This window comes from Wolbachia endosymbiont of Anopheles demeilloni, from assembly GCF_018491735.2.
Classification (GTDB): domain Bacteria; phylum Pseudomonadota; class Alphaproteobacteria; order Rickettsiales; family Anaplasmataceae; genus Wolbachia.
This window is the reverse complement of the sequence record NZ_CP084694.1, coordinates 764,542-784,939: the sequence shown is the minus strand read 5'-3', so window position 1 is coordinate 784,939 and position 20,398 is coordinate 764,542. Positions and strand designations below refer to the sequence as shown.

General features: G+C 33.2%; 11 protein-coding genes and 2 pseudogenes. 6 read left to right on the top strand and 7 right to left on the bottom strand.

Annotation, left to right across the window (positions count from 1 at the left end):
- The first annotated feature begins 5 nt into the window (after positions 1 to 5).
- Positions 6 to 1,835, top strand: coding sequence for an ATP-dependent zinc metalloprotease FtsH (gene ftsH, locus JSQ73_RS04100; RefSeq protein WP_214249705.1), 1,830 nt, complete (start codon positions 6 to 8; stop codon positions 1,833 to 1,835).
- 124 nt (positions 1,836 to 1,959) lie between these two features.
- Here ftsH and JSQ73_RS04095 read toward each other — a convergent pair whose 3' ends face one another.
- Positions 1,960 to 2,295: a hypothetical protein gene (locus tag JSQ73_RS04095; RefSeq protein ID WP_234301658.1), complete on the bottom strand. Its 336-nt coding sequence runs from the start codon at positions 2,293 to 2,295 to the stop codon at positions 1,960 to 1,962.
- A 216-nt stretch (positions 2,296 to 2,511) separates the two neighbouring features.
- On the opposite strand from JSQ73_RS04095, the pseudogene JSQ73_RS04090 reads away from it, so the two are divergent.
- The 4 genes and pseudogenes from JSQ73_RS04090 to JSQ73_RS04075 all read left to right on the top strand — a co-directional run.
- Positions 2,512 to 2,649 (top strand): annotated as a pseudogene (locus JSQ73_RS04090) (transposase); the annotation flags it as partial.
- A gap of 607 nt (positions 2,650 to 3,256) precedes the next feature.
- Positions 3,257 to 3,751: a WBM0748 family T4SS-associated protein gene (locus JSQ73_RS04085; RefSeq protein WP_214249696.1), complete on the top strand. Its 495-nt coding sequence runs from the start codon at positions 3,257 to 3,259 to the stop codon at positions 3,749 to 3,751.
- A gap of 284 nt (positions 3,752 to 4,035) precedes the next feature.
- On the top strand, positions 4,036 to 5,298 hold the full coding sequence (locus tag JSQ73_RS04080; protein WP_214249695.1) for a pyruvate dehydrogenase complex dihydrolipoamide acetyltransferase: 1,263 nt from the start codon (positions 4,036 to 4,038) through the stop codon (positions 5,296 to 5,298).
- A 57-nt stretch (positions 5,299 to 5,355) separates the two neighbouring features.
- On the top strand, positions 5,356 to 6,117 hold the full coding sequence (locus tag JSQ73_RS04075; RefSeq protein WP_214249694.1) for a hypothetical protein: 762 nt from the start codon (positions 5,356 to 5,358) through the stop codon (positions 6,115 to 6,117).
- 97 nt (positions 6,118 to 6,214) lie between these two features.
- Here JSQ73_RS04075 and JSQ73_RS04070 read toward each other — a convergent pair whose 3' ends face one another.
- The 5 genes and pseudogenes from JSQ73_RS04070 to JSQ73_RS06785 all read right to left on the bottom strand — a co-directional run bounded on the left by JSQ73_RS04070 (position 6,215) and on the right by JSQ73_RS06785 (position 15,424).
- Positions 6,215 to 7,960 carry a type I secretion system permease/ATPase gene (locus tag JSQ73_RS04070; RefSeq protein WP_214249693.1) on the bottom strand — a complete coding sequence of 582 codons (1,746 nt, stop codon included), beginning with the start codon at positions 7,958 to 7,960 and terminating at the stop codon, positions 6,215 to 6,217.
- Between the two features lie 205 nt (positions 7,961 to 8,165).
- Positions 8,166 to 11,882, bottom strand: a complete 3,717-nt coding sequence (locus tag JSQ73_RS04065; protein WP_234301657.1) for an ankyrin repeat domain-containing protein — start codon at positions 11,880 to 11,882, stop codon at positions 8,166 to 8,168.
- 118 nt (positions 11,883 to 12,000) lie between these two features.
- Entirely contained in the window at positions 12,001 to 13,011 is a 1,011-nt protein-coding gene (gene tsaD, locus JSQ73_RS04060; protein ID WP_214249692.1) for a tRNA (adenosine(37)-N6)-threonylcarbamoyltransferase complex transferase subunit TsaD, read from the bottom strand.
- Positions 13,012 to 13,083: 72 nt separating this feature from the next.
- Positions 13,084 to 13,821, bottom strand: a complete 738-nt coding sequence (locus tag JSQ73_RS04055; RefSeq protein ID WP_214249691.1) for a WD_0702 family putative metalloprotease — start codon at positions 13,819 to 13,821, stop codon at positions 13,084 to 13,086.
- Positions 13,822 to 13,997: 176 nt separating this feature from the next.
- Positions 13,998 to 15,424, bottom strand: a pseudogene (locus JSQ73_RS06785) (sensor histidine kinase).
- Between the two features lie 64 nt (positions 15,425 to 15,488).
- Here JSQ73_RS06785 and JSQ73_RS04045 point away from each other — a divergent pair.
- Positions 15,489 to 16,658 (top strand): aspartate aminotransferase family protein, encoded by a 1,170-nt coding sequence (locus tag JSQ73_RS04045; RefSeq protein WP_214249690.1) that lies wholly within the window; start codon positions 15,489 to 15,491, stop codon positions 16,656 to 16,658.
- Here the strand turns inward: JSQ73_RS04045 and JSQ73_RS04040 are convergent.
- On the bottom strand, positions 16,655 to 20,305 hold the full coding sequence (locus JSQ73_RS04040) for a DEAD/DEAH box helicase family protein (protein ID WP_214249689.1): 3,651 nt from the start codon (positions 20,303 to 20,305) through the stop codon (positions 16,655 to 16,657). The two genes, JSQ73_RS04045 and JSQ73_RS04040, sit on opposite strands and share 4 nt — an antisense overlap.
- Positions 20,306 to 20,398: the final 93 nt, after the last annotated feature.

Below are 20,398 nucleotides of genomic sequence, written 5' to 3'. Positions count from 1 at the left end.
TGTAAATGAAAAAAATTTTAGAAGGCTTATTGATCTGGTTAGTGATTATTGTTCTTATTTCAGTTGCTTATATTCAATTTAGCGGAAGTATAGGTAAGAGTAAAACAACCATACCTTTTTCAGAATTTTTAACTAGACTAGAAGATAATGATATAGAAAATATTACAATAAGAAACCAAAGCATCGAAGGGAAGTTTAGGGATGGGTCAGCCTTTAACTCAAGTGGTGTTATATATAGTGACTTAATAAAAAGTTTGCATGATAGGAAAGTGAAGTTCTCCTTTTCAATTGGAGACTCTGCAATAGGTATAATTGGTGGGTTACTTATTCAATGGGTTCCGACCCTTATCTTTATCGGTTTATTACTTTTCCTTTTTAAACAAACGCAAGCAGGAGGTAATAGAACTATAAGCTTTGGCAAATCAAAAGCTAGGCTTATGACTACTGGAAAAAAAGTGACATTTGATGATGTTGCTGGGATTGATGAAGCAAAAGAAGAGTTGGTTGAAATTGTTGATTTTCTTAAACAAAGGCAAAAATTTCAAGTGTTAGGTGGGAAGATACCAAAAGGATGTCTTTTAATTGGTTCCCCTGGAACTGGTAAAACTCTACTTGCTCGTGCAATTGCAGGTGAAGCTAATGTACCGTTTTTTAGTATTTCTGGATCTGATTTCGTTGAAATGTTTGTCGGTGTTGGTGCAAGCCGTGTCCGGGATATGTTTGATCAAGGTAAGAAAAATGCTCCTTGTATAATTTTCATAGACGAAATAGATGCAGTAGGTAGGCATCGCGGCATCGGTCTTGGTGGCGGTAACGACGAAAGGGAACAAACATTAAACCAGTTACTGGTTGAGATGGATGGTTTCGAGTCTAATGAAGGTGTGATAATAGTTGCTGCAACTAACCGTCCAGATGTCCTAGATCCAGCACTACTTAGACCTGGTCGTTTCGATCGACAGATTACTATTTCTTTACCTGATATAAATGGGCGTGAGAGAATATTAAATACGCATATAAAGAAAATATCGATAGCACCAGATGTAAACGTAAAAACAGTTGCTAGGGGAACGCCAGGTTTTTCAGGGGCTGATCTAGCAAATTTAGTGAATGAGTCTGCGCTTATTGCTGCAAGAAGAAATAAGAAAATTGTTACCATGGATGATTTTGAGTATGCACGTGATAAAGTGATGATGGGCATGGAAAGAAGGTCTTTAGTCATTACAGAAGAAGAAAAAAAGCTTACTGCTTACCATGAAGCTGGTCATGCAGTAGTTGCAGTTAATATGCCTGCTTCTGATCCTATACACAAAGCAACAATTATTCCACGTGGTAGAGCACTCGGTTTAGTTATGAGACTACCAGAAACAGATAGAGTGTCCCTCACAAGAGAAAAGATGCTAGCAGATATAACTGTTGCAATGGGTGGACGTGTGGCAGAAGAGCTAATTTTTGGCTATGATAAAGTCACAAGCGGTGCATCTTCAGATATAAAACTAGCATCAGATTTATCACGTTCTATGGTGACAAAATGGGGAATGAGCGACAAAATAGGTCCGATCTATCATAATCGCGAACAAATCACACATGATTCTGAGACAATTTCTGAAGATACGTTAAGACTTATAGATGAGGAAGTAAAGAAAGTCGTATTTTCTTGCTATGAAAAAGCAAAAGACATTTTAACCAAGAGTAGGAAAGACTTGGAGCTCATTGCTGAAAATCTATTGGAGTTTGAAACTTTAACAGGAGATGAAATAAGAGACATATTAAGTGGAAAAAAAATTATTAGAAATGAAAATGAAGGTAAAGAAGAGATAAGAAGATCCTCTCTCTAATAAGATCTGGCTTTATTTAACCGCTAAAACAAAAATTTTTAATTAATTAGCTTAAGTTATAAGATCATAGTTAAGCCGATGTATTTTATAAATGGACTTTTTTAAACATTCTTTCAATTTTTTTCTAAACAACTCTTTGCCTATTTAAATAAGTATGTTCAGTATTAGAGCTTTCCAGACCGTTACTAGGAGAAAGATTAGGTTCTTGCATCTCTATTAGCTTTAATACAGGAGCAGTTCCTGCTACAATAGCTCCTATAACAGCAGTAGCACCCATGATGAGAAGAATCGGTTGTGCAGTGGTGATTACACAAAGCTCAATACATAAACCAGCAATGACCATACCAACCATTGTGCCAATGAAAGCACCTACAATTATGGACGAAACTACAACAATTAATTGTCCTATTTTTGAACTAAGTGGTACTTCTCTTTCACGTCTAATATAGTGTGACCTCATTTGTCCTCTTGGCCTTATTTGTTCTTTAATTATTATGTTTTCCTCAAAGAGATTTAGTGGTACTTCTCTCTCACCTCTAATTCTAAGAGACTGTACATGATCTCAAAAAAGGGATAGAATGAGAGGATAAAGTAGGATATGGGAAGTTTATATCCAAGTGATATAAGTCGAGGAAAGTTTGAGATTATTGTAGCAGATCTGAAGTCTTGCAGGAAGAGGAGATGGGTTGTTGAGAGATCTTTTGCTTGGTTGCAAAAATGTAGGCGACTTTGGAAAAATTGCGAGCGGAAACTCAACACTAGCCTGCAAATGGTCGTTCTTGCTTTCGCTGCTTTGCTTCTGAAAAGATTGTGAACAGGTTCTTGCTCTAGTAATAACCTTACTATACTTTCTATTTCATTTTCATTTATTGGCTGCGGTGCTCTTCCCTGTGATCTCCCTCCAACATCCTTAATTGCTTTTTCAAATTTTAATAGCGACTTGTTGTTTAGTCTAACATGATCCTGAGAATCACAAGCAACGATCTAGTCTAAAATTGGCATTTTTTGACTATCAAATCCTGTACCATGTACTATATCATCATTAATGTGTTCTTTTATTTTTTTAATTATCTCTACTGCTCTTGTTTCCATATCTTCTATGGCGCTATCTTCACTTTCTATGAGTATATTGAAAACAATTCCTAATAACTCCTATTGTAAATCCTTTTGTTCTTTAATATTCATAATTAGCCTCAATTTTTATATGCTATTTTGCTAAAGTAATTTTAGCAAATAAGTAATATATATACAATAATTTTCGTTTAAAAATTTTTTTACATTGGCCTATCTAAGTTATGTTTTAGGATGTAAAAGCTTCTTACTTTAATACTTTATTAAAGTAAACCATATATGGATTGCTATTTAGGAGCAGCTGTTGTACTTTAATCAGAAGATACAGTAATGTAAGAAGGAGGTACTTTATGTCTTTAAAAAATGAAATTTCTGAGTTGATAGAGCAACAGCTTGGCATTAAATATCATGACAATTGCTTAGCTTACATTATCCATAATTCGGTTGCAGGTGAAATATCCGATTCTATTTCTCTTTGCATAGTTGGCTGTGGCGATTGTGAGATTAAGTATCAAGGTATTGCTAATTCATTTAACATAACGAAAGAAGAAATTAACCAAAGTAATATAGAAAGCATAAAAAATAAGATAGAAAGTGAAGCTAGAAAAGAAGGTAGTGGATTTTCCGAGTTGATTTCTAGAATGGATCAATCGCTGAAAGAACAAAGTGAAAAGTCTATTACACAGATTTTAAATTCATCTGCTGAAGAGATGTTAAGGAGTTTTTGTGGTAGTTCTATACAGAGAACAGAGGATAAAGAAGTTAGTCTGTCCTCTGCTTCACATGAAGAGCCTGCTACAGAAGATTCGGAAACTACTATTAATTCTGATCTTTTATCAATTTAACCAGCTCCTCATATAAATTTTTTCTGTACCCAAGCTATATGTTTGTGAGAGGATAGTAAGCACTACATTTTTCTATTTCCATTATAACAGATTCGTCTATTTTTATGATGATCTTACTATTTGTACTCTGTCTAGGACTAAGCAATAGAAATAGTAGGATAACAGTAGTCAACCAAGATTCCATCATCACGTACTAGGATGATATAAGTATCATAATTTACGATTAGATTGACATAGGGTAAAGAGTAAATTAAAAATTAAATAGATCTTTTAATGCAGAATAAATGCCTATAGAAATATTGATGCCCGCTCTTTCCCCAACAATGAGTAAAACTGGAGGAAAAATTGTAAAGTGGTGTAAAAAAGAACAAGATAAAGTTGAAATAGGTGATGTAATCGCTGAAATTGAGACTGATAAAGCCATAATGGAGTTTGAATCTGTCGATGAAGGAGTTTTGGCAAAAATTTTAGTGTCGGAAGGAACAAGTGGTGTGCCTGTAAATCAACTGATGGCTCTAATGTTAGAGGAAGGGGAAGATAAAAGCGCACTTGATTTAGCTTCTGCCATCAATACCAAGGTTGAGAAGGAGGTTGAAGCCGATTTTTCAGTATCATCCAACTCTTCGATTTTATCTAGCTCTTCAATGTCATCCCAGTGCGTGACACTGGGATCTAAAAAAGAGGATAGAGCAACAGAAAATAGAATAAAAGTAAGCCCCTTAGCTAAAAAAATAGCTCAAAATGAAGGTGTTGATATAAAGCGATTAAAAGGTACAGGTTCATATGGTCGTATCATCAAAGCTGATGTATTAGAATTTTTAGATCAAACTAAAAGCTATGAGAGATTTGAGGAAAATACAACAGTTGAAGTAAGTAATATGCGCCAAGTGATAGCGCAGCGCCTAGTTGAATCTAAGCAAAATATTCCACACTTTTATTTAACTGTAGACTGCCACGTTGATAAGCTAATATCGCTCAAAAATGAGGTTAATTCAGCAAATGAGAACAATAAAGTAACAATTAATGACTTAATTATAAAAGCTGTGGCTTTCAGCATAAAAAAATTTCCTGATATAAACTCATCGTGGATAGATACTAAAATAGTAAGATACTCAAATATAGATATCTCAATTGCTGTAGCGCTTGAGGATGGACTGATTACTCCTATAGTAAAAAATGCTGATGAAAAAAGTATTTTATCTATATCAAAAGAAGTGAAAGATTTAGTAAATAGGGCAAGATCTGGAAAATTAAAGCCTGAAGAATTTCAAGGAGGAGGATTTACTATCTCCAACTTAGGCATGTTTGGTATAAAAACTTTCAGCGCTATAATCAATCCACCGCAATCTTGCATTATGGCTGTTGGTGAATCTAAAAAACAGCCGGTTGTCATAGGTGAAAAAATAGAGATAGCAGAGATAATGACAGTTACTCTCTCTGTTGACCACAGAGCAGTTGATGGAGCACTCGGAGCAAAATTTTTAAATGCCTTTAAGTACTATATAGAAAACCCTACGGTGATGCTTCTTGAGCCTTTATTATTATAATAAAATTAATACCTCTTAGTTTATACTTTTGTTAGTTAATAGGTTTAGAGATAAAATATGACTGATAAAAAGATAGAAAAACGTAGTATATCTTTTGATGATACAAAATCAAGATTTTCAAACGATAGGTTTCAAATAGATTCCTCATCTAATGAGTCAATAGATACCATTGGTAAAAAATTTAAGTATGAAGTGAAACTTCCAGGTGTTATTCACACTACAACAAGAAAAAATAATGTTGGAAGCGGATTAAATGAGTTAGATCTAAAAAAGAAAAATGAAAACTCTTTCAAGACACCAATAAAGAATATTGAAGAATCAGATAGTAAGAGAAACCAAAGTCATTTGCTGTTTCAGGAGGACTCATTTCCAGAACTACCAGCATGTGCATATAAGCCAGCACTGCTGCCAAAACCATCAAAAGAAAAAATAAAGGAAGCTGTAGATAAAATGCGCAATAATAGAAAAGCTCATAATTCTGCAAGTGTTGAAAATGGTGTTAGTTCAGACAGGTTCAAAGTGCGCCCGTTCTTATGTAGTGATATAGATGGATATGTAGCTCCTGACAAACGTGACCGTAATCTAGAAAGGTGTAGGGTTACACATGATAGCAGTAAGCTTGAAGCACAAATGGAAAGAAAGCATGAGTTTCAATCAGATCCAAGTGTTAAGCATGTAAAGGCTGATACTGTAGTATGTTCTATTACTAAAGGTCATGACAAAAAAGGCGTTAAATCTGATGTCTCATATACACAAGAGCCTACATCAGAAATGTCTAAGGTCAATGTGAGAGAATTAGCAAATAGGTTACGCGGCTAATCATTATTGGATTTTTCGAATAACAATTGCTTAAGATTTTATAAACTGTGCATATAGTACTCTATAAGAGAAAGAGAAGTGTGACAGCTTCTCTTTCTTAACCACTTGCTGAAGAACGTTTATCTTCTGTGGCATCTGGTGATGGAGCAACTAATCTGCTCAAAATCTCATCTTTTGGTCCCATATCATAAATAACACCATCTGACATGATAATCACTTTATCAACTACGGATAGTAACGGTAGCTTATGAGTGATGATAAAAGTGGTAGTATTTTGCTCTCTTGCAACATTAATTGCATTAATCAAGCACGCTTCTCCATTACTGTCTAAGTTAGCATTCGGTTCATCAAGCACTAAAAGCTTAGTATTACCATAAAAAGCCCTTGCAAGTCCAAGAAGCTGTTTTTGGCCACCAGAGAGTATTACTCCTCCAGGTCCTCCTATTGTTGTATCATACCCATTTGGTAAGCTCAGTATTAATTCATGTATTCCTGCAATTTTTGCTGCTTTGATTATTTCTTCAGGATTTGGATCTGGTCTCATGCGGTCAATATTAGCTTTAACGCTCGTGTTAAATAACTCAATATCTTGAGGTAAGTAACCAACATAATTACCAAAGTTTTCTCGATTCCAAGTATATACATCAGCACCATCTAGTCTGACTACACCTGATATGGGTTTCCAAACACCAACGGTTAGTTTTGCAATGGTCGACTTACCAGAAGCACTTGCACCAATAACACCAACAACATCCCCTGGTTCTATTACAAATGAGATTCCTTTTACTGTTGGCTTATTGCTCCCATAAGGAGTAAAAAATACCCTATCAAATTCCAACTTCCCTTCAGGCTCTGGTAGAGCCATAGTTTGCTCTCTTTTTGGGGATGTTAGGATAAGTCTTTGCAGCCTGCCATATGACATCTTGGCTTGATTTAAAAATTTCCAAGTATGAACTGCTGCATCAAATGGAGCCAATACTCTACCTATCAAAATCGAGGCAGCAATAATGCTACCGGCAGTTTTGTGAGCTGTGATTGCAAGTAATGCACCTGTTCCAATTACTGAAATTTGGAGAGTTGAACGTAAAAATTTAGTAATACCAGTAATTACATTAGAACGATTCTGTGCTGTGACTTGCATTGCACGATTTTGATCATTCCGTTTACACCAATCAGAAACTATAAATTCTGACATACCCATAGCCTCAACCACCTCTGCATTTCTTGTTGCAACATCTATAGCATTAATATTACGTATAGTTTCTTCATTGGTTTCTCGCAATATACGCTTAGTGGCAAGTTCATTCCATACTGCCATTGAAACTAATATAATGATCCCGGCAATAGCTATAAACCCTGTAGAGGTATGTATCATAAAGATCACAACAAGGTAAATTAGCGACCATGGAGTATCGAACAGTGAAAATATACCATTTCCTGTAATGAAATTTTTTATTACTCCAAGATCTCGTATTGCTTCACCACTTGAAGTTGAGCTTTGTACTGATGTTAACCTGATTGACCTTACTATTAGATCTGGTGTTGCAGTTTTATCAATCCAATCACCAATTTTAGCCATAGCTAAATATCGACAAGTTTCAAGCATTGCAGAACATGCAAACGCAGATAAAGTAATAATCGTCAGCATAACTAGTGTTGACACACTCTCGCTCGATATCACTCGATCAAGTACCTGAGAGGTATAAAGTGGCAAAAATAACATTAACGCATTAATCCCTGAGCTAAACCAGAAAATAAACCAAAACGCACTCTTGCACTTCTCTAGACAAGTATATAGTATACTTTGCTTTAATTCCTTTTTTATTGACGGAGTGATTTCCACAATCTTCCTTTTTATTTAATTATATGTACCATATATAGTTTTTATTTCAAAAGTATTAACAGTTATTGCCTTGCCATATCATTAATGTAATAAAATATTAATGATATGCGAATATAAACTTTTTCATGGAAATTTAGCAAGGCTATCTAATTTCTTCTCTACTATAACCTTATACGATAGCCTTGCCAATTGTTCTACGTTTTTCTTATCTACTACTAAATGAAAGTTTACTAGAATGCTTACTATCACTCCTCTGAAAGTTGATGCTATCAGAGTCAGTGACTACAATCTGCATCTCTTTTCCTCTTTCTATATGATCAGGAAGTATTATATATACCAATGATCTAGCTGTAATTGCTCTTTTTCTCACACAAGATGGACTTGAATATACCCTTGGTCTATATCTTTCGAATTTAAAACAGTCAACAGTAATCCCCTCCTCAAAGTTAGAAAGTATTAGAGATGGAGATTTACTAACTTCCTTATCACTCACAGAATTATTTGCACTACCATAACTCACATGACGCGCTGCACTATGATTGTTACCACACTCTTCTCTTGAGGTTGAACCGCTTGGATTAAAAGGAGTCGAAAATATTGAATACCCATTGGTATCACCAAATCGTTTTATCAACCCACAGTTTTCTTCATTCATTTTTGTAATATTCTCGTAATTAGCACCTTCTGATAAGCTTGATGAAGCAATAAGATCTTCTTTTTTCTTACTAAAGATATTGCCTATTTTTAGCTTAGTTGCAACATTCTTGAATTTGTTTTTCGGAGCTTTTGGTTTAATTTCTGGATGCTCATTTATAGTAATTACACATGATGGATTATCTAACTTGTCCATTGTATTTTGTACTCTACTGTTGCGTCTTGAATACAGATTAATTTTTGTTGTTAAATCATTCAAAACAGGTGAACTTTTTCTACCTTCTAAAGACTTATTCGAACATAGTACTGCACTACCACCCCTACTCATTTTCTGAGGAGAAATATTGAGTTTGTCTTTACTCTCTAATCTAGTTTCATGCGTAAACTTGTAAAGTTCATTTTCCAATTGTGAAATATCTTCTGCGTTCTTTATTAATAATTCTAATATTGAGTTGTATTCCTCCAAATCATGATCTCCTACTTTTGTCTTAGCTAACTTTCCTGTAGCCTCTTCAATTCTGTTCATTTTTTCAGTATAGTTTTCTATCTTACGTTTAACAGGTTCTTTTTGAAGGCCAATCACTAAGTTGTATAAGATAAGTAAAAATGATATTGAAGAAAATGCAATGGAAATCCAGGTAGGAATTTCTTCCTTTTCAGATTCTGCATTATTATACTTAACGCAAACAGAAATAATGACACTTGATATTGACATGGCCAGATTATAGTATTCTAGAAGCTTTTTGCTTCTTTCTTGACCTTCCATATTAAGTTTATCATATTTCCTTTTTTTGTTTTTCCTTATTTCATAAAAGAAATCTAAAAATAACCTCAAGATATTTGTGTCACCATGTTTAAAAGCATAATCTAAAGCTGTTTTTTTTGCATTATCCTTTATATCAAAATTTATCTTCTTATTTACAGTTTTCTCTCCGGTGCTGATTGTTAGGTAGAATAAGGCTTTAATAGCTTTTTCCCTTAAGTGCTCATTTTGTTTACGCTTTTCTAAAACTAACTTTTTCAAAAATTGACCTTGCTTAAAATCCTCATTTATAGTTTTTTCAAAATCATTATCACTCATTACAAGATAGTGTAATGCTGTTCTTCCAGATTTAGATACAACATTTAACATTTTCTTATTATAGGGGTAATGATTATCTATCATAAAATATTCTATTAACTCAGCATTAAGGCTCATGGCAGCTAAATGTAGAGGTATAAGCCCTTGACTGTTTGTGTTTAAAAGTGGTACTGTATTCCTAATAGTTGACTTGGCAATACTTTCAATAACATTCTGAGAGAATTCTATGTCGTCGGCAAGAGCAGCCATTTGTAACGGTGTATTGTCATTTTCATCATATAACACTTTGATGCTAGCAGCCACCTTTTTACCTACAAGTTCTCTTGACACAAATTCAAGACATTCCTTATTGCCGCTCAAAATAGCTGCAAATAACAACCTTTTTTGTGTATTTTGTTCTAAAAAAATACCCTTTGGGCTTTTTTTTACCAAATACTTAATGCATTCTACTCTTCCACTGAGAATAGATAAGTGTAGTAAAGTTTGTCCATCCTTATTTTTCTTACTTAATATTTCTCCCACTCTCTCTTTTTTAAAAAGGTGCTCAAGGCATGATTTATTACCAACACGTGCTGCCATATGAAAGACGGTGTAACCGTTGCTATTCTCACGCAAAACCTCTTGATAAACGTCAAATTTCTTCTCTTCCAACTTTTTTTCTATCATGCTTAAAAACGATAAATCAAGTTGGGCAGCAAAATGTAAAGGGGTGTTTCCTTCATTATTACTCTTATTTACTTGCATGCTTCTGTCTATTAATAGACTCACACATTTTTTTCTTAGTTCTGTTTCTGTATTACTCGATAGAGCTAAGTGTAGGGCCATATTTCCTTTGCGTGTTTCTGTGCTTAAATCGTAATCAGGAAATTTCTTGAGTAAAGATGTTAGACAATCATACTTCCCGTACATTGCAGCTAAATGTACAAGATCTCTTCCATAATCACCTTTGGATTGAAGTATGCTATTTCCTATATTTTCATAAAATAGCTCTATACAATATGAATTACCATTTATAATAGCAATATGTAAGGGGGTGTTACCTTGTTTATTCTGAACAATTTTTGCACCTGATTGAATAAACAATTTTATTAGCTTGTTATTTCCATGTTTTGCAGCTATATGCAATGGGGTGTTACCATCTACATTTTCTTGATTAATTTCACTTTTTAGTCTACCTAAAAATTTTAGATGCTCTATAAGAAAATTTATGGCATTTTCTTGAGTTTCTGAGTTACCTTCAATCTTATGAAAAGGATTCTCATTATATTTATTTTTTAAAAATTGTACTTGATTATCAATGAAGCATTTTATGCACTCAGCATTTTCAGATTGCACAGCATAGTGTAATGCGTTATTTTCATATTTATCTGTTTTAATTTTCTCCTTATCAAAAATTCCTTTTGCTGTCAATATTTCTTTTAAATATTCTAGGATGTTAGGACTTCCGCTTCTGGCAGCATAGTGTAACTCGGCTTTATTATTGGTAGTGCAACTAAAATCTGCTTCATTTTCTATGAGAATTTTCAAGCATTCTTTATTGCCAGATTTAGCCGCATAGTGTAGTGGTGTTTTACCATCTCTATCTTTATTCCTTACTGCTTCTTTAATGTCAAAATTAGAATTTTCTATCACAAAACATAAAATATCTTCTTTACCCGACTCAGCTAAATAATGTAGAAGTGTTTTATCATTACTATCTGCAAAATTCTCCAATTTTATAATCAATTCTCTGCCCATACCAAGAATTAGAGATACAGCTATTTTAACATGAATATCATAATTCCTATTTTTCTTTTGTTCTTTCCCAATTCTTTCAATTGCCATTGTTAATAGCGAAGAACGATCATTACTTGTTATATTCGATCCATCTTGACGAAATTTTTCAGCTAATGAATCACTTATATTTTCTGCTAAAATCCTGCTTTTTATACAATCAAGATTATTAGTACATATATTATAGTTTTCTTCTTGAGTTACTTTATTAATATAATCATATATGATCATTAGGTCTTGCTTATTGACTTTATCTTCTGAATTGCCTTGTAATGAAGAGAGGTCTATCTCACTAATCGCTCTGGCCATACCAACGTTTCCCGCAACAAATAAACCTGAACTGAGTGTCTTTGCGCTTGTACTAGATTTAGCTTTGAAAACACTAGTAACTGTGTCAAATTTGTTTTTGAACATACTCTACCTCATAAATAATAATGCCGGTAGTGAATAAGGCTTTAGTAGATACCACTGTAATTTTTAAGCCTACAAAAATTCACCAGCGGCCGCATTATATAGTAGATAATTTTTTGTGCTAGTAATATTTTTCTAATTCCCACTTTTGCCTTGATGCAAAGTCAAGAGAGTCTACATAGTTTCTCTGTAACCTTTCAATTCCTGTCCATCCAATCATCACTGCATTGTCTGTACATAAATTGCTTGGAGGAGAAAGCACGTTCAAGTCTATGTGCTTTTTTAATCTCTCTTTCAGGAAATTATTTGCTGCAACTCCACCAGTAATTACAAAATCATTGATTTTAATATTTAAAGATACAGCGATACCAATAGCATTTCTGACTCTATCGAGTAATATGTCGCTAATACACTCTTGAAACGAAGCACACATATCACACACATCCTGTTCACTCATTACAAATTCTCGTGCTAAGTTTTTTACCGCTGTTTTAATTCCAGAAAATGAAAAGTCACATCCAGAACGTTTTATCATTGCTCTTGGCAGCTTAAATCTCATACCATCACCTTTTTTAGCTAACTCTTCAATTAATGGACCTCCTGGATAGCTTAGACCCAGCATCTTAGCGACTTTGTCAAATGCTTCTCCTAATGAGTCATCAAGCGTTTCTCCAAGTTTGATGTATTTACCTACATCCTGTGCAATTAAAAATTGGCAGTGACCACCTGATATCAGCAGGACTAAAAACGGAAATTTAACCTCATATAGTAGCCTAACAACTAACGCATGTGCTTCTAAGTGATTAACTGCAATAAACGGTTTTTGTGTTACGTGTGCAATTGCTTTAGCCATCATTGTACCAACTATTAATCCACCTATGAGTCCTGGTCCTGATGTTGCTGCAATTGCATCCAAATCACAAAAATTAAGGTTATATTTTTCCATAGCACTTTTTATTAAACCACTTAAATGCTTCATATGAGCACGTGATGCTATTTCAGGAATCACTCCACCGCACTTTTTATGCTCTGCCTGAGAAAGAATTTCGTGAGCAAGCACTTGCTTATCACTATTTACAATCGCAACTGCAGTTTCATCGCAACTTGTTTCAACCGCTAAAATGGTTTTCATATATATTTGAACTCTTTAAATTGCGAGAACTATAACTTAAAATGTTGAAGAAGTTAACTATATTCTGCTGAGCTAATTATCATCTTCAAATATAGAACCAATTTTTTTGCTTTCAGGAGAAAATTTATTAGTCCAACTGCTTTGTACTTTGTTTATATCTTTAAAAGCAGTTTTATCGCTATATTCCTTTACTTCTTTATCTATTCTCTCCATTATTTGTAGATCCAGGTAGCTCTTTTTCCATTGGTTAGTAGCAAGAAATGCTCTGTTTAAATCTTGAGTGCGAATTAGATATTCTTTATCTTTAGGATAAACTTCTTGAGCCCAAGCAAACAGCTCAAAATAGCGTGCGAATAACTCAGACGCACGTGATTTTGGAGTTTGATAAGCTTGTATCTCTTCAAATATAATTTGACCAATAATTTTTTGTACCAGAATATTTGACTGCTTTAAGTTCTGCTCAATATCATGATAAACTTTATAGAGAAATTCTTGTTCTAAGCTTAAGTTCAGTTTATTTTCAACCATATGTGAAAGTTCATGTACTATGATGTAAGGATTTGACCTTCTTAGCACAATAACATACTTATTTAAACCAGAAGAACGAATTGTCTTACACACTCCCTCTTCCATTTCCACTAATCCTTCTTGATATATTTCAAACGAGAGTCTATTTTGCTTTATTAGTGACAAAGTGAGGTTTAATGTATTTCTAAACTTCTCAAATTGATAGAGATGTTTGACATATTGTATTACGTTTTCACTATTTCCTACTTGAGTTGCTTGTTTTATTAAGTTCCTGATTAGCATGCTTCATTATTAAAGGAATTTTCTTTATGCTCAAGAATTATAAAGTGTTTTCAGGAAGTATAGCTAAAAAAGTTTAATTTACTTACATTCCGCTACTTATTATTAGCCAAGAGGTATCACGTCAGTATGACTTAGGAATGTACTAGATATAAAAGTGCAATATCAAATATATTTTACTAAAAATCAATCAACTTTTCACATGTTTGCTCTTCATAAAAGAAGCTCAATGTTATCATAGTACCAAGTTTTGCTTCACTTTGAATGTTGAAAGTTCCACCCATTAACTCTACTAATTTCTTGCTTAGAGGTAATCCGATACCTGTGCCTTCGTTTCTATATCCCGAATCTGCTTGGCCAAAAACGGACATAACTTTATATATGTCCTGTTGCATTATCCCTATTCCATTATCATGAAACTCAATAGTTAATAATTTTTTTTCTATATTCTCTTTAATAATCATTCTTATTAAACCACCTTGAGGAGTGAATTTGATTGCATTTGATAACAAATTTATTATAACTTGCTTCATTCTTTTGGGATCGGCGATAACTAATAATTGTTTATCAGATATCTCTTTCTTTAAACTAATACCTGTTTCTTTTAGTTTAGGTGATAACATTTTTAAGCACGAATCTATTATCTTATTCAGATTAAACTTCACTTTCTCTACTGTTAAACTACTTGATTCAGCTTTAGAAAAATCGAGCACATCATTAATCAAAGTAAGTAAATGTGTACCAGCATTATATATATCGTCTACGTATTTCTTGTATTCAGAGTGATCTACCGAACCTAAAGTTTCATTTTTGATCAACTTTGCAAATCCAATAATAGCATTAAGAGGTGTACGCAACTCATGTGTAACACTTGCAAAAAATTTTATCTTATTTGCATTTTCTTGCTCTAATGCCTCTTTAACCCTTTGTAATTCAATATTAGTTTTATGCTGCTTGGCTAGCATTTGGGTGTTGGAAAGGTGCAAATAAAGCATTATTAGTATTAAGATAACCAGTAATAAGCCCATTAATATTGAAAATAGACTATATACCATAATATAAGAGTCATTATAGCTTTGAATGATCTTCAAAAAAATGAAGGCTTAATGTCATCTTCATGAAATATAGGGAAAGTAGAAGTTAATGTATTTCCTGTAGCGTAAAATATTTCTTGATTGCTTAGCAATTTATCAATTTCATCATTTGTAAGCAAATGCTCATAGTCATGACCTTGAGTATTAAAATTACTGAAAATTACTCTGGCATTTTGATCATACAGTATTAAGCTAAAATTTCTTACTTTGCTTACTGATTATAACAATTCAGCACGCAATTTTACCAGCTGGTTTATGTAATCAAAACTGTTATATTTAACATGATGTTTTTCTATTAGTAAATAATGATATTTTTTTATTATACTATTTTCCAATAGATCTTTTTAGTTTGCATTTGAATTACGGTAAAAAGAAAGAAAATTATTCTTTAATGAATAATTGCGGTATATTGTGCCCAATAAAACCACAAAAATTAATAAGAATAGCGAGATAATTTTTGTATATCTATTTGTTTTTAGTGTAGTAAACATTAATTTACTTAATTTATACATATTCTTCTTATTGTGAAATAACGTCTTTTATTGTATTAATAAAAAATTAGCATATCATACTTTTATGACAATTTCTCCTATCTTGCCAGTTTATTCTCCTATTAACATAAATTTTTCTTATGGCAAAGGTATTTACTTGTATGATATCGATAATAAGCGCTATATAGATTTTCACTCTGGAATAGCTGTTAGCAATTTAGGTCATGCCAACCCACGATTAACTGATGTCCTAAAATTACAAGGAGAAAAACTATGGCATATATCAAATACCTATAATATATCTACTGCCAACAAATTTGCAGAAAATTTAATAAACAACAGCTTTGCTAATACTGTATTTTTTGCAAATTCTGGATCAGAAGCAGTGGAATGTGGACTTAAAATCGCTAGGGCCTATCAAAATGAAAAAGGTAATAAAAATCGCTATAGAATTCTAACATTTCATGGTGCATTTCATGGAAGGACATTTTTAACTTGTGCAACAAACGATAGACATAAATTTTCTGAATTACTGAATCCTTATATTGACTGGTGTGATAACATAGAGCCCAATATTGAGAGTGTAAAGAAAGCAATTTCTAATGGCATAGGTGTTATATTAATAGAACCAATACAGGGACAAGGTGGTATTAAAGTAATGAGTGAGGTCTTCATGAAAGAGCTAAGAGAACTATGTAACGAAAACGACATACTGCTATTTTTTGATTGCGTTCAGTGCGGTGCTGGCAGGACAGGAAAGTTATTTGCATATGAACACATAGGAATTAAGCCTGACATATGTGCTCTTGCAAAAGGAATAGGAGGAGGTTTCCCTCTGGGGGCTTGTCTTGCAACTGAAAAGGTTGCTAAGTACATGGCGGTCGGTATGCATGGTTCTACTTTTGGTGGTAATCCACTTGCAACTTCATTAGGTAATGCTGTATTGGATGAATTGCTCAGCCCTGGCTTCTTAGAAAATGTTGAAGTTAGAGGTAAGTCTTTAAAAAATAAACTAGAGGACTTAGCAAGCAAGTTTCCAATGATAGAAGAAGTGAGAGGGAAAGGGTTGATGCTAGGAATAAAAGTAAAAATGAATAACCAAAAATTTGCAGAAGAGCTAAGTCACCTTGGTTTACTTACTGTTGGAGTAACATCAGATAATGTTCTAAGAATCTTGCCTCCACTCATTATTACTGAAAAAGAGATTGATGAAGGCATTGAAATCCTCACTCAGTATTTATCTAAAAAGTTCTAGTTAAAAATTAAACCTTCCTGCTCACTAGTTGTTGGCTGTATCAAAATTGCAGATAAAGCAGTAGCTACAACTTTATCAGCTACTTCATTTGTACACTTTGCCTTTTCCTGTTCTCTTATCAGTGTAAGCTCATTTATATCACTTAGTGAGTCAAATTTTGTTATATCCTCAAATATAAATGATTGCACGATGTCTTTCGGAATATTGAAAAAAGCCGAGTTACCAAGCGATAATGTCATATCTAACAAACTTTTCATTGAGCCGTTTCTCAAAACACATTTAGACAGTTCTCCTAAAAGAATTGGCATTCCAAAAATAAAAAATGCTCCTCTCACTAAATAGGTCGTTATTTCATATAACAATGCACCACACAAGAGTGCCAGTGGTCCAAATATTATAAAACCGCAAAGTAAAGGCAATGGAATGGTCTGACCTGATGATATTCTACCTATAAGCTCCATTGAAATTATAAACCCAATAAGTAACATAGCTCTACCTAGATATGTCCTTTCTTTAGAGCGTTTGTTAAAGTTTTTCTCACGTAACTTAGAAAAATCATTGTTAACTCTGACTTCAAAAATATTATGGTTGATTTTTAATTTTAGCTCTAAGTCCTCTATTCCATGATGCCACTTATGACACCTTACAATTTCATCAATTATCGTACTAACTTGATTATTGATTTTGTATAATTTGCTTTCTTGATATAAGTTGCCTTGATAATATTTTTCTCTCAAGTCTACACAATTTAAATTCTTTAAATCACATAAAAAATCTTTGATTTCTTGTGCCATTTTATTAGCATCATCTTCGTAGCCTACAGCTTTCAAAATTGTTACCAAGTGTTTATTTTCAATTTGAGTAATTGTTCTATCTAATGCACTTATATATTGCTTGGATTGAAAATATGAGATGATTTTTTCTTTACATCTATCCTCATCGCCTTCGTACAAACTATTTCTTTTGAAACTGCTGTCATGTTCTTTAGCAATTTCTAATGCATGAACCAATACATTTTGCGCCTTCACACTACTTTCACAGTGACAGTTTCTGATTATGTGTACATACGCTCTTGCACTGGTATCTCCAGATTTATCTATATTGTACGCTTTAGCCAAAAAGACTAAATAGTCAAATCCTGCCCAAAGATAATACATTACTTTTGTTATAGCACTCCCCACAGAAAATAAAGCTGAGCGTGTGCAAGATAATTTACCGTTGTTTTTAATTCTGTTCTCATATGAACGAAGGTATGCCTCTGTACTTTTTAAAATCCTATGTAAATCTTGTTCTGTCTTTTTGACATCAAAATCATTTATATCATGAACTTTTTCATACGTTTCTTTTATCAAATCACTAGAAAACTTCTTCAGAGCTGAATCATCAATATTTCCTAATGCATCAATATTTTTACTAATATAGATTTCTATTTTTCTTCCAAGTTCTTCTCCCATTCTATTTTTTAGCAACTTATTGTATTTATTAGTAGCTGGAAACAAAACTTTCTGACAAAATTTCTGTGGTTCGTTTTTAAAATTTGCTAAGATCTTATTCACAAATAGCTCAACTTTTTCACCTGCAGCAGCGAAAAACCATGATTGTCTGCTCTCATTACGCTCTCTATTTCTTCCAAGATTCTGTAGGGCTTCAGATGGATTATTGAACTGACTAACCGAATCTGCAAATATTGATGCAACATGATTATATTCACTATCAAATCCACGACCTTTCGATTCATCTATAACCGTTGTCAACGCATATTTAGCTAATGCATCAAAATCTCTTTTTTCATAATCACAATAAATAGTTCGATATTTACCTATTTGATTACGTATTATCGCTGAAAAGGGTCTATTTTCTCCAATACCAAGATCATTTTTCCCAATTCCTGCAAAGATACATTTATTTTGTTTGCAAAAATCAATGAGACTATGTAGTATACCTTCCTCTCTTTTCATGAGGTCATGGAGCTCTTTGCTTAAGCGCCAATTATCAACTATTAAGCTGCATTGCTCGTTATCACTTTTACTCAATGCTTCAATTACTGTCTTTATTTGCGGTAAGAGCTCATCTCTAGCAAATTGCTCACTAAAGCCTTTTCTCTCTAGGTAGCTTATAATATTGTTATCATTAGTGGTGCTAACATTCTTTTTAACATCTTCTGTCAATTCACTCAAACCTTCTCTTCTTCTTTTATCTAAAGTAATATTATCACACTTCATTAAATATGAGAGAGTAAGATCGATCATTGAATGCATTACTCTATATTTTAGATATTCAGCAGTACTACTGAAATCCACCTTTTCTTTTAATTCAGATATTTGCTCTTCTGTCAGACTAGGATGTTGCTTTTTAACGCAGCTTATAAAGTTCGCTTCGCGTAACTTGAGCCTATAGTCTTGATAAGATATCCCTTCAGGCTGAAATTTATTATACACTTCATAACGTGTACTACCTTCATATACTAAATTATCTCTACCCTGCAACGCAAAGTTAAGATTAACTATACTATTTACATCATCAGCTAAAAGCAGAGCACTTTCTCCAATTGGGCTTTGCACATTCCATCTTATAGAAGTTAATAAATCATCGGTATCAACAAGCTTATTGTAATTAAAAACTTCTTCGCTCTTTTCAACATATTCATGAGCTGGGCTCGATTTTTCTCTAGTAAATAAGCTACGCACGTTAGCAAGAAATCTAGAAAGCAGTTCTTTTGACTCTACACCAGTTGCTTTAGTTAGTACCCACCAAATTGGCAACATTACTATACCAAATATAAACATAGAAATTGTATAATATAAGTTTCCAATTAAAGCAGAATACAGCCAATAATCTGAAGTGAGACCAATTACAGCAGCAACATTACTATTTATAATAGGAAACAATATAGCTAAAGATATGATGGAGGTAGCAATGTTCACTACAAGTGCTTGATTGAAATTTGTTATCCTATTGGTTTTTGCAATAACACTTGCTGTTTCGATGGCGTTTGCAATACAACGTCTACTCAATCTTGTCGGGCTGATAACTTTTACGCATCTATTTAAAATCCTTCTCTTTGGTGTTGCAGTTAGGTAAGTCGTAGGATATTTCTCATCAAGCTTGCACATGTTCTCAAAATCCTGCTGCTTGTTAATACTGTCTGCTTCATCAACACTAATCCACAACTTGGTATTTTGGTCTTTAAATTTACGATCATTTTCTTGCTGTAATAACAGGTCATGTGTCACTATAATTGTTGTAGATTTAGTTGCCTTCAGTGCATTTTTAATTTCCTCAACAGTTTTAGGTGTCCTAATGTTTACAGTAAATGCATTACTCATCATTTTTTTAGCTTGGTTTACTAGATCACTGCTTGGTACTGCAACCAGATGATGAAATCCTGCTTGGGCTAGTACATAACTCAGTATTCCAATGTCGTAAGTCTTACCAAATCCAGTTTCTGCATCGATCATAATATTACAGTTAGCAATGGAAGGGTTTTTGAGATGTTCCAATATCCCTTTAACAACAGATTTACGACGTGCTACTATTATAGATTCCTTTGTATCATCAAGTTTTATAGATTCACCTTTTAGCTTGTAGTTGATTTTTTCTAAGCTACTTATAATACTTTGCTTTTCTTGATTACTGATAGAACTCACACATTACCCACTATAATTATCACAATATTAATTATATGTTAATTCAGTAAATTGTCAATTCTATGGACAAAAAGCTGATTTCAACTATCATAT

Excerpts from the sequence above, each read along its gene's own strand:
- ftsH (WP_214249705.1), top strand. The coding sequence starts at position 6 with ATGAAAAAAATTTTAGAAGGCTTATTGATCTGGTTAGTGATTATTGTT.
- JSQ73_RS04095 (WP_234301658.1), bottom strand. The coding sequence starts at position 2,295 with ATGAGGTCACACTATATTAGACGTGAAAGAGAAGTACCACTTAGTTCA.
- JSQ73_RS04085 (WP_214249696.1), top strand. The coding sequence starts at position 3,257 with ATGTCTTTAAAAAATGAAATTTCTGAGTTGATAGAGCAACAGCTTGGC.
- JSQ73_RS04080 (WP_214249695.1), top strand. The coding sequence starts at position 4,036 with ATGCCTATAGAAATATTGATGCCCGCTCTTTCCCCAACAATGAGTAAA.
- JSQ73_RS04075 (WP_214249694.1), top strand. The coding sequence starts at position 5,356 with ATGACTGATAAAAAGATAGAAAAACGTAGTATATCTTTTGATGATACA.
- JSQ73_RS04065 (WP_234301657.1), bottom strand. The coding sequence starts at position 11,882 with ATGTTCAAAAACAAATTTGACACAGTTACTAGTGTTTTCAAAGCTAAA.
- tsaD (WP_214249692.1), bottom strand. The coding sequence starts at position 13,011 with ATGAAAACCATTTTAGCGGTTGAAACAAGTTGCGATGAAACTGCAGTT.
- JSQ73_RS04055 (WP_214249691.1), bottom strand. The coding sequence starts at position 13,821 with ATGCTAATCAGGAACTTAATAAAACAAGCAACTCAAGTAGGAAATAGT.
- JSQ73_RS04045 (WP_214249690.1), top strand. The coding sequence starts at position 15,489 with ATGACAATTTCTCCTATCTTGCCAGTTTATTCTCCTATTAACATAAAT.